Raw genomic sequence first — 14,395 nt, 5'->3', positions numbered from 1 at the left:
CCGTTACCCGTGCGGCGGCCCGGCCGCAGGCCGTACCCTCACGCACCGGACTGGGGAGTGGGACATGGAGATCGTCGTGGTACTGCTGATCGTCCTGGCCGTGGTCGGCCTGATCGTGCTGCCGAGCAGCATGCGGGTCGTCAAGCAGTACGAGCGCGGGGTGATCTACCGCTTCGGGCGGGTCAGCCCGCTGCCGAAGCAGCCCGGCCCGCGGCTGCTGGTGCCCTTCGTGGACAAGATGACCAAGGTCAACATGCAGGTCGTCACCATGCCGGTGCCCTCCCAGGAGGGCATCACCCGCGACAACGTGTCGGTACGGGTGGACGCCGTGCTGTACTTCCGCGTCGTCGACCCGATCCGTGCGACGGTCGACGTGCAGAACTACCAGTTCGCGATGCTGCAGGTCGCCCAGACCTCGCTGCGGTCGATCATCGGCAAGAGCGAGCTGGACGACCTGCTGTCCGGCCGGGAGCTGCTGCACGAGGGCCTGGAGCTGATGCTGGCCACCCCGGCGACGGGCTGGGGCGTGCACATCGACCGGGTGGAGATCAAGGACGTGGCGCTGCCCGAGTCGATGAAGCGGTCGATGGCCCGGCAGGCGGAGGCCGACCGGGAGCGGCGGGCCAGGATCATCACCGCGGACGGCGAGCTCCAGGCGTCGCACAAGCTGTCGGAGGCGGCCCGCACGATGGACGCCAACCCGGCCGCGCTGCAACTGCGCATGCTCCAGACCGTCGTGGAGGTCGCCGCGGAGAAGAACTCGACGCTCGTGCTGCCCTTCCCCGTCGAGCTGCTGCGGTTCTTCGACCGCGCGACGACGGGCGCGTCCGGCGGGACGGCCCCGCAGCCGGAGGCGGCCTCCGCGCCGGTGGAGCCCGCGGGCGCGGCGCAGGGGGCGGACGAGCTGGCAGCGGCCGAGGAGCGGGCGGAGCTGCCCGGGGCCGTACCGCCGCGGGCCGTGTCGCCCGACCACGCCGAGCCGCCCGCCGCCGGGGCGTAACCCCGCCCGGCGGCATGCCGCACGGGTCCGCCCGCCACGGGCCCGCGCGGCTTTTCGTCGCCCCTTTTTGTTACATCGAATTGTTTCACCACCCCTCACCGCAAGACCCCGCGGCACACCTCTTGACACCCGAGAGGCGTGCCGTCTTTGCTGATGCCCGCGCGCACAGATTTCCGCTTCTGTTTCATTCTGTTCCACCCGGCCGGACACGGGACCGGCGGTCGGGCCCCCGTCAGCAAGGAGAACCGTCCATGAAACGCGCCTTCGGTGCCTCGGCCCTCATGGCCGCGGCGCTGTGCATGGCCTGCCTCCCGTCCCCCGCCACCGCGGCGGCGCACCCGGCCCACGGACCGGCGGACCCGCAGGCGCAGGTGTGGCTCACGACCGCCGACGACTCCGCCCAGTTGCAGCGGCAGGCGCCCGTCGCCTTCCACCAGGGGGCGTCGGACCTCACGACGATCACCGTCGACCCGACGCAGCGCTTCCAGCAGATGGACGGCTTCGGCGGCGCCCTCACCGACTCCTCGGCCGCGGTGCTCGGCTCACTCCCCCGGCAGACCCGGGACGCCGCGATGCGGCGGCTGTTCGACCCGGCGTCGGGCATCGGCGTGAGCTTCCTGCGCCAGCCGGTCGGATCCTCCGACTTCACCGCGCAGGCCGAGCACTACACGTACGACGACATGCCGGCCGGGCAGACCGACTTCGCACTGCGCCACTTCAGCATCGCCCACGACGAGAAGCAGATCCTGCCCCTGCTGCGGCAGGCCGAGAAGCTGAATCCGCAGCTCACCGTGCTGGCCACGCCGTGGAGCCCGCCCGCGTGGATGAAGGACTCCGACTCCCTGGTCGGCGGCCATCTCAAGGACGACCCGGCGGTCTACCAGGCGTACGCCCGCTACCTGGTGAAATTCGTGCAGGCCTACAAGGCCGCCGGGGTGCCCGTCGACTACCTGACCGTGCAGAACGAGCCGCAGAACCGCGCGCCCAGCGCGTACCCCGGCACGGACATGCCGGTCGAGCAGGAGGCGAAGGTCATCGAGGCGCTCGGCCCGATGCTGCGGGCCGCGGGTCTGCACACCAGGATCCTTGCCTACGACCACAACTGGACGACGCACCCCGACGACATCGCCACCGCGGAGAAGCTCGGCGAGGACCCGCAGACGGACTACCCGTACGAGATCCTCGACGGCCCCGCCGCCCGGTGGGTCGCCGGCACCGCCTACCACTGCTACTCCGGCGACCCGAGCGCCCAGAGCGCGCTGCACGACGCCCACCCGGACAAGGGCATCTGGTTCACCGAGTGCTCCGGCTCGCACGGGGCGACCGACACCCCGGCCCAGATCTTCCGCGGCACCCTCACCTGGCACGCCCGCACCATCACCGTCGGCACCACCCGCAACTGGGCGAAATCCGTGGCCGACTGGAATCTCGCCCTGGACGCCGACGGCGGCCCGCACAACGGCGGGTGCGACACCTGCACCGCGCTGCTCACCGTCCAGCCGGACGGCACGGTCACGGCCAACGCCGAATACAGCACCATCGGGCACCTGTCGAAGTTCGTGAAGCCCGGCGCCGTCCGCATCGCCAGCACCAACTACGGCACCACGGGCTGGAACGGGCAGCTCACCGACGTGGCGTTCACCAACCCCGACGGCTCCACCGCGCTCGTCGTCCACAACGAGAACGACGACCCGCGGTCCTTCACCGTCGCCGTCGGCGGCGAGTCCTTCGACTACACGCTGCCCGGCGGGGCGCTGGCGACCTTCACCTGGCCCGCGTCCGGGAAGCTGCGCACCACGCTGCGCCAGCTCGACCTGTCCGGCGCCACCGCCACCGCCTCCCCCTCGGGCCAGGGCCCGGCCGCGGCCGTGCTGGACGATGACGGCAGCACCCGCTGGACGAGCGGCGCCGCCCAGGCACCCGGCCAGTACGTGCAGCTCGACCTCGGCCGCCGCACCGCCTTCGGCACGGTCGCGATCGACACCGGCGACAACCTCGGCGACCAGGCCCGCGGCTGGCAGCTCTCGGTGAGCGACGACGGCGCCCACTGGCGCACCGCCGCCCAGGGCGCCGGCACCGGCCAGCTCACCACGGTCCGCCTGCCGCGCACCGCGAACGCCCGCTACCTGCGCGTCACCCAGACCGGTACGGCCGCCAACTGGTGGAGCCTGGCGGACGTCCGCCTCTACCGCTGACCGGACCCTGAGTCACCCCGCCGCGCGCCGGGCGGGGTGACTCAGGACTGCGGGCGGGCGCCGCGCGTGGCGCCCGCCGACGCGGCCATCACGCACAGCACCGCGACCCACTGCGACCAGTGCAGCGACTCGCGGAGCACGACGAGGCCGATGAGCGCCGCCGTCGCCGGCTCCAGGCTCATCAGGATGCCGAAGACATGCGGCGGGATCCGGCGCAGCGCCTCCAACTCCAGCGAGTACGGCACCACCGACGACAGCAGCGCCACCCCGAGCCCGGCGAGCAGCACCCACGGGGTGACCAGGGCCGTACCGCTGTCCACCACCCCGAAGGGCACGGCCACCAACGCGGCCACGGCCATGGCCAGCGCGAGCCCGTTGCCCTGCGTGGTGTGCCGGCCGAGCGCCGCGCCGAGCAGGATGTAGAGGCCCCAGCAGGCTCCGGCCGCGAGGGCGAACAGCAGGCCGACGAGGTCGACATCGCCGCGCCCCTCCATCAGCAGGGCCACACCGCCGCCCGCGAGCAGCGCCCAGCAGACGTCCGACCAGCGGCGCGACCCGCCCAGGGCCACGGCGAGCGGACCGAGGAACTCGGTGGTCACCGCGATGCCCAGCGGGAGCCGGGCCAGCGCCAGGTAGAAGCAGAGGTTCATCACGCCCAGGACGACGCCGTAGCCGAGCACCGCCGTCCACGCGCGGCGGTGCATGCGCAGCGGCGGCCGCCAGGCCGCCATCAGCACCGCGGCGGCGAAGAAGAGCCGCAGCGCGACCGTCCCGAAGCTGCCGACCGCGCCGAAGAGGTGCTTGGCCAGGGCCGAGCCGACCTGGACGCTCACGATCCCGAGCAGCACCAGGGCGGGCGGCGGCACGGCGCCGAAGGCGCGTCCGGCGAGCGCGGTCGGCGAGGGGTGCGGGGGCGGGCCCGCGAGCGGGGCGCCGGCCCCGTCGACGTTCATGACAGCCATCAGGGGATTCTGCGCGATCGGACGCCCCGGCGGCACCCCCGGCGGATCACAGCGTGGCGGTGTGCGGGGGGATGCGGCGGCGGGCGAGCTGGTTGCCGAGACCGGTGGCGGCGGCCCGCACGGCGTCGGCGTGGCTCTCGGGGCGGAATCTGCCGACCGGCCCCGACAGGCTGATCGCGAGCGAGGTGCGGCCCTCCGCGTCGGGTACGGGCGCGGCCACGCACAGCAGCCCCGCCGCCGACTCCTCGTGCTCGTAGCCGACGCCCGCCTCCAGGACGCCCTTGAGCTGGCGCTCCAGCGCGCCCGGGGCCACGACGGTGTGCGGCGTGCGGCGCTCCAGGGGCGATTCCAGCACCTCCCGGCGCAGGTCGGGCCCGGCGTGGGCGAGCAGCACCTTGCCGATCGCGGTGCAGTGCAGCGGCATGCGCCCGCCGGTGCGCGAGGGGCTCGCGGCCTGCCGGTGGCCGCCGATCTTGGCGATGTAGACGACCTCGGCGCCGTCCCGTACGCCCAGATGGACGGTTTCGTGGGTGCGCTCGTAGAGGTCCTGGAGGAAGGGCATGGCCAGCTCCAGCAGGGTCCGCTCGACGGACGCGCGCAGGCCCAGCTCGAACAGCCCGCCGGACAGCCGGTAGCCGTAGCGGTCGCGGTCCAGCAGGCGGTGCCCGACCAGCTCGGCGGCGAGCCGGTGGACGGTGGCCTTGGGGAGCCCGGTGCGGCGTACCAGCTCGGCCAGACCGAGGACGCGGTCGTCGCCGGTGAACGACCGCAGGATGGCCACGGCCTTCCCGAGCACCGTGTTGAGCTCCGGTTCCACACGAAAAGCGTACCGCTGAGCGGAACGTCTTCCTGGTCGCGGGCCTGCCGCGCTGCGAGCCTGAGCGGCATGACCGACAACCCTGTGACCACGGACGCCGTGGCCAAGGCGGCCGACCGGCTCCTTCGCGCTCAGGCCGGCGGCGCGCCGTGCCCGCCCGTGCGGGACCTGATCGGCCGCGACGACGTCCGGGCGGCCTACGCCGTCCAGCAGCTCCTCACCCGGGCCCGACTCGCCGCCGGTGAGCGCGTGGTGGGCCGCAAGATCGGGCTCACCTCGCCGGCCGTACAGGCCCAGCTGGCCGTGGACCAGCCCGACTTCGGTGTCCTCTTCGACACCATGCGGTACGAGGACGGCGCCGCCGTCCCGCCCGGCGCGGTGTTCCAGCCGCGCGCGGAGGCGGAGATCGCCTTCGTGCTGGGGGCGGACCTCGCCGAGGGTGAGCTGTCCGTGGAGCAGGTCGGCGCCGCGGTCGACCACGCCGTGGCCGCGATCGAGATCTGCGGCAGCCGGATCGCGGGCTGGGACATCAGCTTCGGCGACACCGTCGCGGACAACGCCTCGGGCGGCGCCTTCGTCCTGGGCCGCGAGCGCCTCGCCCTCGCGGACTTCGCGCCGCGGGACGCGGTGATGACGCTGGAGGTGGACGGCGAACAGGTCTCCACCGGCACCGGCGCGGCGTGCCTGGGCGATCCGCTGCTGGCCGTGCGGTGGCTTGCCCGGCAGGCGCGCGCGCTCGGCGACCCGCTGCGCGCCGGCCAGGTGGTCCTGTCCGGGGCGCTCGGCCCCATGGTGCCCGTCGCACCGGGCAGCACGGTCCGGGCCACGGTCGCGCCGCTCGGCGCGGTCTCGTTCACACTCGGGGAGGAGCGGCGATGACGGCCGAACGGCGCACGAAGGTCGCGGTCATCGGTTCCGGCAACATCGGGACCGACCTGATGATCAAGGTGATGCGCACCTCGGAGCATCTGGAGATGGGCGCGATGGTCGGTATCGACCCCGCGTCCGACGGTCTCGCCCGGGCCCGCCGGTTCGGCGTCCCGACCACCGCGGAGGGCGTGGAGGGCCTGGTGGCCCTGCCCGGCTTCGACGACATCGGCATCGTCTTCGACGCCACCTCCGCCAAGGCCCACGTGGCCAACGCCGCCCGGCTCCAGCCGCTGGGCAAGCGGCTGATCGACCTGACACCGGCCGCCCTGGGCCCGTACGTCGTCCCGGCGGTCAACCTGGACGCGCACCTTGACTCGCCGAACGTCAACATGGTCACGTGCGGCGGCCAGGCGACGATACCCGTCGTTGCCGCGATCTCCCGGGTCGCGCCGGTGCACTACGCCGAGATCGTCGCGTCGATCGCCAGCCGGTCCGCGGGGCCGGGGACGCGCGCGAACATCGACGAATTCACCGAGACGACCTCGGCCGCGATCGAGCAGGTCGGCGGCGCCCGGCGCGGCAAGGCGATCATCATCCTCAACCCGGCCGAGCCGCCGCTCATCATGCGCGACACCGTCTTCGCGCTCGTCGAGGCCCCGACCGCGGCGCTGCACGAGCAGATCCGGGAGAGCGTCGGCGCGATGGTCGCCGATGTCGCCGGGTACGTCCCCGGCTACCGGCTGGGGCACCGGGTCCAGATCACCGGAATCGCCGCGGACCAGCCGGTGCACACGCTGCTCCCCGACGGCGTGTCCCGCCCCACCCACCAGGTGTCGGTGTTCCTGGAGGTGGAGGGCGCCGCCCACTACCTCCCGGCCTACGCGGGGAATCTCGACATCATGACCTCCGCCGCCCTGCGGGTGGCCGAGCGTCTCGCAGCCCGGAAGGTGCAGCCGTGAGCACGCCGATCTTCATCCAGGACGTCACCCTGCGCGACGGCATGCACGCCGTACGCCACCGCATCACCCCCGACGACGTCGCCCGCATCGTCGCGGCGCTCGACGAGGCGGGCGTGGACGCGATCGAGGTCGCGCACGGCGACGGCCTCGCGGGCGGCTCGGTCAACTACGGCCCCGGCTCGCACACCGACTGGGAGTGGATCGAGGCGGCCGCCTCGGTGCTCCGCAGGGCCCGGCTGACCACGCTGCTGCTGCCGGGCGTCGGCACCGTCCACGAGCTGAAGCGGGCCCACGACCTCGGCGTGCGCTCGGTCCGGGTGGCCACGCACTGCACCGAGGCCGACGTCTCGGCCCAGCACATCGCGGCGGCCCGCGAGCTGGGCATGGACGTGTCCGGCTTCCTGATGCTCTCCCACATGGCCCCGCCGCAGGAACTGGCCGCGCAGGCGAGGCTCATGGAGTCGTACGGCGCGCACTGCGTGTACGTCACCGACTCCGGCGGCCGGCTGACCATGAACGACGTGGCCGCCCGCGTCCGCGCCTACCGCGACGTGCTCGACCCGGCCACCGAGATCGGCATCCACGCGCACGAGAACCTGTCGCTGTCGGTCGCCAACTCCGTGGTCGCCGTCGAGAACGGGGTCACCCGGGTCGACGCCTCGCTCGCCGGGCACGGCGCCGGGGCGGGCAACTGCCCGATCGAGGCCTTCGTCGCCGTCGCCGACCTGTCGGGCTTCCGCCACGGCTGCGACCTGTTCAAGCTCCAGGACGCCGCCGACGACCTCGTCCGCCCGCTCCAGGACCGGCCCGTCCGGGTCGACCGGGAGACCCTCACGCTGGGCTACGCCGGGGTCTACTCGTCCTTCCTGCGGCACGCCGAGAACGCGTCGGCGACCTACGGCGTGGACGTCCGCGACATCCTCATGGAGTGCGGGCGGCGCCGGCTGGTGGGCGGCCAGGAGGACATGATCATCGACATCGCCCTCACCCTGTCCGCCGGCTGAGCGGCCCCCGCGGCAAGGGAACGGCCCCCTCGGAATCTCCGAGGGGGCCTTTCCCGTCACCGGCCGGTCAGGCGGCCGGGGTCCGCAGGATCGCGCGCAGGACGCCGAGCAGCGCGCCGGACGGGTCGTCGCCGCCATCCGCGCTGCGCCAGCCGACGATGTGGTCGGGGCGGACCAGCACCGCGCCGTCCTCGCCGATGCCGCAGACGTCCGCCCAGTCGCCGTAGCGGTCCTCGTAGTCGCAGCCGCGCCCGATGGAGACGACGTCGATGTCCACGCCGGTCTCCGCCGCGGCACCGGCCGCCGCCTCCCGCCAGTGCGCGCCGCGCACCCCGGTGAGCAGCGTGAAGCGGCCGTGGCCGCACAGGTCGATCACCGGCACCTTGCGCTGCCCGGCGAGCAGCCAGGCGTGCGGCAGGTGGCGGCCCGGGTAGGTGGTCGCGAAGTAGTGGATCTCCTCGTCCCGCGGGGCCACGGGGGCCGGGACGCCGTCCGTCACCAGGGCCGCGGAGCGGTAGTTCTGGTTGGTCTCCACGCCGTGCGAGTTGAAGCACAGCAGGGTGTCGCGCACCGCCGCGTCGAAGGCGGCGCGCATCCGCGTGCCCTCCTCCGTCGGGGCCCGGAGCGTCTCCAGGGCCGCGCCGAGCGCCTCGGGGCCCGCGGCGGGCGGCAGGTGCAGGGCCATGAACAGCGGCGGGATCAGCCCGTTGCTCGCGGTGGCCCGCTCGACGATCTGCCGGGCGACGGGCAGCCGCTCGTCGCGGTAGGTCTCCAGCAGCTCGGGGCCGGCCTGCCCGCGCAGCACCAGGGCGAGCTTCCAGCACAGGTTGAAGGAGTCCTGGATGGAGGTGTTGGACCCCAGGCCGTTCATCGGGGAGTGCCGGTGGACCGCGTCACCGGCGCAGAAGACCCGGCCGGCGGTGTTGTCGGTGGCGTGGACGTGGTTGACGGCCCAGGTGGAGACCGACTCCACCGTGACCGGGACCGTGTCGTCGCCGATGAGCTGGTGCACGACGGCCCGGCCGAAGTCCTCGGTCAGCTCCGGGGCGCCCTGCTCCACGTCGTAGCCCCAGACGGCCATCCACTTCTTCCAGGGGCGGACCGCGCGCAGCACCCCGACGCCGTTGCCGTCGTGGCCGACACCGGGCTGGACGAACCAGTACATGTCGCCGGGCCGGTGGGCGACCAGATGGGTCAGGTCGGCCTCGAAGACGATGTTGATCGAGCCGCCGAGGCCCATCTCGCCTTCCAGCGGGATGCCGAGCTGCGCCATGATCCGCGAGTTGCCGCCGTCGGCGCCGATCAGGTACTTCGACCGGATCCGGTACTCCTCGCCGGTCACCCGGTCGAGCACGGTGCTGGTCACGCCGTCGTCGTCCTGGGTGAAGGACAGCAGCTCGGTGTTCACCCGCACGGTGGTGCCGCGGCGGGTGGCGGCGCCCAGCAGGATCGGCTCCATCCGGTCCTGCGGCAGGTCGCACACGGCGGTGGGGCTGGCCAGGTCGTGCTCGGCCTTGAAGGTCGGGTGGGTGTACCAGGTCCGCAGCCGCCCCAGCTCGGGGCCGGTCAGGCTGGTCGCCCACACGTGCTCGCCCATGAGGTGCTGGGGCATCGAGGCGCGTTTGGCGTCGTCCTCGACCCCGAGGTCGCGCAGCACCTCCATGGTGCGCTGGTTGGTGATGTGGGCGCGCGGGGTGTTCGCCACCGAGCCGTGCTTGTTCAGCACGATCGCGCGGACGCCGTACGCCCCCAGAAGGGCGCCGGCCGCGGCGCCCGCCGGACCGGCGCCCGAGACGAGGACGTCGGTCTCGACGGTACGGGTGTTGCTCATCGGTACTCCTGAAGAAGCCGGGGGGCCGCGCCGCCGGGTGCGGTCCGCACCCGGCGGCGCGGGAGCCTCAGTTGTGCGTGACGAAGTCCGTCACCAGGCGGTTGAACTCGTCGGCGTGCTCCAGCTGGGCCCAGTGGCCGCAGCGGTTGATCAGGTGCGCGCGGGAGTTCGGGATGTTCGCGGCGAGGAAGAGCGTGGACTCGAAGGAGACCACCCGGTCGTCGCGGCCGTGGACGAGCAGCGAGGGCGCGGTGATGCCGGCGGCCTTGTCCAGGTCCAGCCAGATCGGGATCGGCGCCTTCGGGGCCACCGCCGCGATGTTGGCCAGGTGCTCGGGGCGCTGGAGCGCGGCCTTCGAGCGCAGCTCGCACAGCTCGGGAGTGGCGAAGCGGGCCTTGTCGTAGACCATGATCTCGACGAGCCGCCGCATGCCCTCGGGCGTGGCGTCGGTGTACGTCTCGTACATGATCTTCAGGCCCTCGGTCGGACCGCCGCCCGCGCCGAAGAGGAAGGGCTTCATCTGGATCGGCGCGCCCATGGTGATCAGGTGCGAGACGCGCTCGGGGCGCTCTGCCGCGAGCCGCAGCGAGGTGTGGCCGCCCATCGAGTTGCCGACGAAGGCCGCCTTCTCGATGCCCAGGGCGTCGAGCAGCTGGCAGGCCGCCTCGACGTGGTCGAGGGTGCCGAAGTCCACCGCGTCGGAGTCGCCCCAGCCGGGCATGTCGGGCGCGATGACGCGGAAGTGCCGGGAGAGCGCCTCGATGTTCGGGGAGTAGTTGCTCCAGCCGGTCGCGCCCGGGCCGCCGCCGTGCAGCAGCACCACCGGGTGGCCCTCGCCGGCCTCGTTGTAGTGGATCCGCCAGTCCGGGGTCTCGACGTAGCGGGAGATGTCGCTCTGTTGCAGGGCCATCAGTGGGCTCCTCCGGGGGTCTGGTTGGTGAAGGGGGCCTGGCCGAGCAGCGCGTGAACGGCCTCCGGCGGGCGGTGGCCCCAGCTGTGCAGCCGGTCGAGGGTCCGGACCTGCCAGGTGTCGTCGTCGATGAGCAGCCCGCCCCAGCCGTACTCGACGGAGAAGCCGGACGGCGTGCGGACGTAGAAGCTGAACATGTGGTCGTTGGGGTGCATGCCGAGCGTCATCTCGAAGGGCTGGTGGGCGTCCATGCACCGGTCGTAGGCCATGCCGACGTCGCGGATGTCGGTGACCTCGACCATGAAGTGGTGGACGCGCTTCGGGTGCGGCATGTCGCCGAACGCGACGCTGTGGTGGCGCGGGTTGCAGTGCAGGAAGATCAGGTCCGCGACGATGCCCGGCGCCAGCTCCTCGACGATGATGTCGCTGATCCGGAAGCCGAGCAGGCCCTCGTAGAAGGCCATGTAGTCGGCGCGCGCGACGCCCTTGGACAGCAGCACCTGGTGGCCGGCGCCGCCGGTGCCGGTGACGAAGCCGCCGAGCAGGACGTCGGAGCGGAAGGGGGTGGCGGCGTCGGCGAGGCCGGTGACCAGCTCGATGCGGTTGCCCATCGGGTCGGCGAGCTGGAACAGGCGGTCGACGCGGCGGGCCGCGGCCAGGTCGGCGCCGCCCTCGGTGACCTCGACGCCGGCGGCGGCGAGGCCTGCCACGAGCGCGTCGAGGGCCTCGTCGGAGGCGACCTCGTAGCCGCTGACCGCGAGGTCGTCGGCCGGGCCCTCGGTGACGATCCAGCGGTGCGCCTTCTCGTCGGTGCGCAGCGTGAAGCCGTTCCCGGTCCGCTCGCCCAGCTGCATGCCCAGCAGGGCGGTGCCGAAGTGCTCCCAGTCGGCGAGGTCGCTGACCTCGTAGACGACGTACGCGAGCTCGTTCACTCCGGTCATGAGTGTGTCCTTTCGTTCCGCGGGTGGGCGCGGTGCGCGCGTCCGCCCAGGTCGGAGGGTTCAGAGGGTCGGTACGGCCAGGCCGCCGGTGTCGGCGGCGGCGACGAAGCGGTCCGGGCGCACGGCGACGGCGCGGGCGCCGTAGCGGGCGAGCCACGGGAGCAGTACGCCTTCGAGGTCGACCAGCTCGCCGGGACCCTGCGTGTACGCGGGGCGGGGGCGCACGGCGACGTAGGAGGCGCCGAGGGCGTCCCAGCCCGCCCGCTCCTCGGGGGTGAGCAGCGCCGCCGGGTCGGTGTCCGCGCCGAGCAGCACGAAGCCGCGGGGCAGCAGGTCGTCGAGCCGGGCCATGACGCCGGTGACGTCGCCGCACACCGGCTGCGGCACCATCCGGCCGACCACGCTGGCGTCGCCCTGCTCGCCGCGCAGCCAGCCGCCGGACAGCACCGGCGGGGCGGTCAGCGGCGGCTCCCACGGGGTCACGGCGTTCTCCGGGACCGCGTTCATCGCCGCGACCTCCTCCGCCGTGGCCTCCTGCTTGATGACGCGGCCGAGGCCGACGGCGAGGCCGGTGTAAAAGTCGGCGCTGGGGCGGCGCTCGGCCTCGTAGGTGCCGAGCCACCCCTCGGCCAGCTCGCCGCGCAGCACACCGGCGAGCTTCCAGCCCAGGTTGTGGGCGTCGCGCATGCCGGTCTGCATGCCGGCGCCGGCCCACGGCGGCATCAGGTGGCAGGCGTCGCCGGCCAGGAAGACCCTGCCCCGGCGCCAGGTCTCGGCGGCGCGCACATGGTGGCGGTAGAAGGCGTGCTGGTGGATCTCGACGTCGTCCCCGGTCACACCGAGGGCCTCCAGCAGCGGCCACACCTCGGCGCTCGTCGGGAAGTCGGCCTCGGTCTCGCCGGGCCTCAGCGGGATCTCCCAGCGGTGGTTGCCGGCCGACAGCGCGATGTCGACGACCGGGCGGTCCTTGTCGGTCCAGAAGGTGAGGAAGTCGCGGTCCGGCCACCAGCGTTTGACCCGGCAGTCGATGACGACCCACAGCGTGTCGACCGTGTCGCCGAGCATCGGTATGCCGAGCATCTTGCGGGTGGGGCTGGAGCCGCCGTCGGCCGCGATCGCGTAGCGGGCGCGGGTGCGGGACTCGGCGCCGGTCGCGCGGTCGCGCGCGGTGACGGTCACACCGTCCGCGTCCTGCTCGACGGCGACCACCTCGGCGCCGTAGCGGACCCGCAGGCTCTCCAGTTCCTCGCCGCAGCGGCGCAGCTCGGCCTCCATGGCCGGCTGGTAGATGTTGTAGAAGCGCGGGCGGGTGCCCCGGGTGCCGAGGGTGGACGGCGGGTGCTCGACGCGCATGACCTCGTGGCCGTCGTACGTCACCCAGCGCAGGGCCCGCTGCGGCTCGACGACCTTCTCGATCCGCTCGTCGATGCCGAGGTCCTGGAAGATCCGCATCGTCCAGTCGTTCACCGTCACGGCGCGGGCCCGGGCGTGGATGTCCGCGTCGCGTTCGAAGGCGGTGACGCGTACGCCCCGGCGGGCCAGTGTCAGCGCTGCGACCAGGCCCGTCGGGCCGTAGCCGACGATCGCCACGTCCGTGTCGTATGCCGCGCGGGGGTTTGGGGTCATGCGAGCTCCAGTGATCGCTCTCTCACTATTGGACCGACCGTTCCGTCCAATAGTGAACACGGTCATACGGGAGCGGCTCCGCGTCAAGAGGCCTGGGGCAACCTTTTTCGGGCATGGCCGGCCAGCAGGGGGCCGTATGATCAACGGAATGGAGCGAGGATCGAGGGCGCCGAACGGCAACCGGCGCGGGCAGCGCTCGCGCGGGGAGATCCTCGACGCGGCCGCGCGCGTCATGGCGCTGCGCGGCTACGCGGGCACCACGATCTCGTCGATCACGACCGAGACCGGGCTGCCGAAGAGCGCGATCTACCACCACTTCCGCTCGAAGGGCGGGCTGCTCTCGGCGGTGATGGCGCGCGGCGCCCGCGACTTCTTCGACGCGATGCGCGCCGCGCACGCCGATCCTCCCGCGGGCGGCACCCACCGCGAGCGGATGGCCTGGTACCTGGACCGCACGGCCGCCGTCTTCACGGCCAAGCCGGACTTCCTGCGGCTCCACATGCTGCTGATGATGAGCGACGAGGCCGCCGAGGCGGAGGTCGCGGAGATCAACCGGCAGGTGCGCGAGGAGGGCCGCGCCTACATGCGCGTCATGATCTCCTCGGCCTTCGCCGACGAGGGCCCGGAGACGGCCCGGGCGGTCGCCGAGGAGCTGGACCACTTCGCCATAGCGGGCTTCGACGGGGCCTTCGTCAACTCGCAGACCGACCCCGAGCGCAGCATCGCCCGCCAGATGTCCCACCTCACCGACGCGATGGTCGCCCTCGGCGACGCGGCGGCGGCGCGCCTGCGGGGGTGACGCCCCGGGCCGGACGGCCCGGGGCGCCTACCGGCTCAGTGCATCCAGAGCAGGTACAGGCCGTTGGTGCCGTACTCGCAGATGTAGACCGGCCCGTGCACGGGCGCGTACGCCTGCGCCTGGGCCACACAGCTCTCGTTCGTCGGGAAGTACCCCATGAACATGAACCCGCTCCCGGGCGGCGGCGAGGCCTGCGCCGCCGTGGTAGCGAGGCCGACCCCGAGGACGGCGGTGGCGGCGAGGGTGGCCGCGCGGGCGAGGATCTTGGTGCGCATGTCGCTCACGACTCCTTCCAGGCAGGCGGATGCGCCTGCGGCTGAACTGGCAGGGGGAGGTGGTGCGTTGTGCGTGGACACACGTGCGCGCGCAGCACGAAGCTTGGCCGCTCCCGGGGGCGGAATTCAATAGGTCCAGACCAATTGGTGAGGGTGGGGTGGGTGAGGCGCGGCTCCCCCGGGGGCGGGAGACGCGCCACCACCGG

13 protein-coding genes are annotated in these 14,395 nt (G+C 73.1%); 6 read left to right on the top strand and 7 right to left on the bottom strand.

Annotated features, from left to right (window positions below; translation table 11 throughout):
• Positions 1 to 64: 64 nt before the first annotated feature.
• Together ACH4SL_RS07845 and ACH4SL_RS07840 are read left to right on the top strand one after the other, a co-directional pair.
• Positions 65 to 1,000 carry a slipin family protein gene (locus ACH4SL_RS07845; RefSeq protein WP_398442541.1) on the top strand — a complete coding sequence of 312 codons (936 nt, stop codon included), beginning with the start codon at positions 65 to 67 and terminating at the stop codon, positions 998 to 1,000.
• Between the two features lie 251 nt (positions 1,001 to 1,251).
• The gene (locus tag ACH4SL_RS07840) at positions 1,252 to 3,195 is read left to right on the top strand and encodes a discoidin domain-containing protein (RefSeq protein ID WP_398442540.1); all 1,944 of its coding nucleotides are present in this window, start codon (positions 1,252 to 1,254) and stop codon (positions 3,193 to 3,195) included.
• Positions 3,196 to 3,236: 41 nt separating this feature from the next.
• On the opposite strand, the gene ACH4SL_RS07835 is transcribed toward ACH4SL_RS07840, so the two are convergent.
• A complete protein-coding gene (locus tag ACH4SL_RS07835; protein WP_398442539.1) occupies positions 3,237 to 4,157 on the bottom strand; it encodes an EamA family transporter in 921 nt (306 codons plus the stop codon).
• A gap of 46 nt (positions 4,158 to 4,203) precedes the next feature.
• Positions 4,204 to 4,974 (bottom strand): IclR family transcriptional regulator, encoded by a 771-nt coding sequence (locus ACH4SL_RS07830; protein WP_398442538.1) that lies wholly within the window; start codon positions 4,972 to 4,974, stop codon positions 4,204 to 4,206.
• 69 nt (positions 4,975 to 5,043) lie between these two features.
• Here ACH4SL_RS07830 and ACH4SL_RS07825 point away from each other — a divergent pair, with 69 nt between their 5' ends.
• From ACH4SL_RS07825 to dmpG, 3 genes are read left to right on the top strand one after another with little or no spacing between them, the layout of a single operon-like run.
• Positions 5,044 to 5,853 (top strand): 2-keto-4-pentenoate hydratase, encoded by an 810-nt coding sequence (locus tag ACH4SL_RS07825; protein ID WP_398442537.1) that lies wholly within the window; start codon positions 5,044 to 5,046, stop codon positions 5,851 to 5,853.
• Positions 5,850 to 6,803 (top strand): acetaldehyde dehydrogenase (acetylating), encoded by a 954-nt coding sequence (locus ACH4SL_RS07820; RefSeq protein ID WP_398442536.1) that lies wholly within the window; start codon positions 5,850 to 5,852, stop codon positions 6,801 to 6,803. Before ACH4SL_RS07825 ends, ACH4SL_RS07820 begins: the two co-directional genes overlap by 4 nt.
• The gene (gene dmpG / locus ACH4SL_RS07815; protein WP_398442535.1) at positions 6,800 to 7,807 is read left to right on the top strand and encodes a 4-hydroxy-2-oxovalerate aldolase; all 1,008 of its coding nucleotides are present in this window, start codon (positions 6,800 to 6,802) and stop codon (positions 7,805 to 7,807) included. Before ACH4SL_RS07820 ends, dmpG begins: the two co-directional genes overlap by 4 nt.
• Positions 7,808 to 7,874: 67 nt before the next feature.
• Here the strand turns inward: dmpG and ACH4SL_RS07810 are convergent, their stop codons facing one another.
• From ACH4SL_RS07810 to ACH4SL_RS07795, 4 genes are all read right to left on the bottom strand, one after another.
• Positions 7,875 to 9,638, bottom strand: a complete 1,764-nt coding sequence (locus ACH4SL_RS07810) for an FAD-dependent oxidoreductase (RefSeq protein ID WP_398442534.1) — start codon at positions 9,636 to 9,638, stop codon at positions 7,875 to 7,877.
• Between the two features lie 67 nt (positions 9,639 to 9,705).
• Entirely contained in the window at positions 9,706 to 10,548 is an 843-nt protein-coding gene (locus ACH4SL_RS07805; protein WP_398442533.1) for an alpha/beta fold hydrolase, read from the bottom strand.
• Positions 10,548 to 11,489 (bottom strand): VOC family protein, encoded by a 942-nt coding sequence (locus tag ACH4SL_RS07800; RefSeq protein WP_398442532.1) that lies wholly within the window; start codon positions 11,487 to 11,489, stop codon positions 10,548 to 10,550. The genes ACH4SL_RS07805 and ACH4SL_RS07800 overlap by 1 nt, the downstream gene beginning before the upstream one ends.
• Before the next feature lie 60 nt (positions 11,490 to 11,549).
• Positions 11,550 to 13,115, bottom strand: coding sequence for a bifunctional 3-(3-hydroxy-phenyl)propionate/3-hydroxycinnamic acid hydroxylase (locus ACH4SL_RS07795; RefSeq protein WP_398442531.1), 1,566 nt, complete (start codon positions 13,113 to 13,115; stop codon positions 11,550 to 11,552).
• A 148-nt stretch (positions 13,116 to 13,263) separates the two neighbouring features.
• Here ACH4SL_RS07795 and ACH4SL_RS07790 point away from each other — a divergent pair, with 148 nt between their 5' ends.
• Positions 13,264 to 13,914 carry a TetR/AcrR family transcriptional regulator gene (locus ACH4SL_RS07790; protein ID WP_398442530.1) on the top strand — a complete coding sequence of 217 codons (651 nt, stop codon included), beginning with the start codon at positions 13,264 to 13,266 and terminating at the stop codon, positions 13,912 to 13,914.
• A gap of 35 nt (positions 13,915 to 13,949) precedes the next feature.
• On the opposite strand, the gene ACH4SL_RS07785 is transcribed toward ACH4SL_RS07790, so the two are convergent.
• Complete coding sequence (locus tag ACH4SL_RS07785; RefSeq protein WP_398442529.1) at positions 13,950 to 14,198, bottom strand: hypothetical protein; 249 nt, start codon at positions 14,196 to 14,198, stop codon at positions 13,950 to 13,952.
• Positions 14,199 to 14,395 lie beyond the last annotated feature (197 nt).

The sequence above is a fragment of the Streptomyces sp. NPDC021020 genome (genome assembly GCF_044333285.1).
Lineage (GTDB): Bacteria > Actinomycetota > Actinomycetes > Streptomycetales > Streptomycetaceae > Actinacidiphila.
The sequence above is the reverse complement of the archived record's forward strand: the minus strand, read 5'-3'. Positions and strand labels throughout refer to the sequence as shown.

Bases quoted from the DNA above. Each gene is read 5' to 3' on its own strand.
- ACH4SL_RS07845 (WP_398442541.1), top strand. From the start codon at position 65: ATGGAGATCGTCGTGGTACTGCTGATCGTCCTGGCCGTGGTCGGCCTG.
- ACH4SL_RS07840 (WP_398442540.1), top strand. From the start codon at position 1,252: ATGAAACGCGCCTTCGGTGCCTCGGCCCTCATGGCCGCGGCGCTGTGC.
- ACH4SL_RS07835 (WP_398442539.1), bottom strand. From the start codon at position 4,157: ATGGCTGTCATGAACGTCGACGGGGCCGGCGCCCCGCTCGCGGGCCCG.
- ACH4SL_RS07825 (WP_398442537.1), top strand. From the start codon at position 5,044: ATGACCGACAACCCTGTGACCACGGACGCCGTGGCCAAGGCGGCCGAC.
- ACH4SL_RS07820 (WP_398442536.1), top strand. From the start codon at position 5,850: ATGACGGCCGAACGGCGCACGAAGGTCGCGGTCATCGGTTCCGGCAAC.
- ACH4SL_RS07810 (WP_398442534.1), bottom strand. From the start codon at position 9,638: ATGAGCAACACCCGTACCGTCGAGACCGACGTCCTCGTCTCGGGCGCC.
- ACH4SL_RS07805 (WP_398442533.1), bottom strand. From the start codon at position 10,548: ATGGCCCTGCAACAGAGCGACATCTCCCGCTACGTCGAGACCCCGGAC.
- ACH4SL_RS07800 (WP_398442532.1), bottom strand. From the start codon at position 11,489: ATGACCGGAGTGAACGAGCTCGCGTACGTCGTCTACGAGGTCAGCGAC.
- ACH4SL_RS07795 (WP_398442531.1), bottom strand. From the start codon at position 13,115: ATGACCCCAAACCCCCGCGCGGCATACGACACGGACGTGGCGATCGTC.
- ACH4SL_RS07790 (WP_398442530.1), top strand. From the start codon at position 13,264: ATGGAGCGAGGATCGAGGGCGCCGAACGGCAACCGGCGCGGGCAGCGC.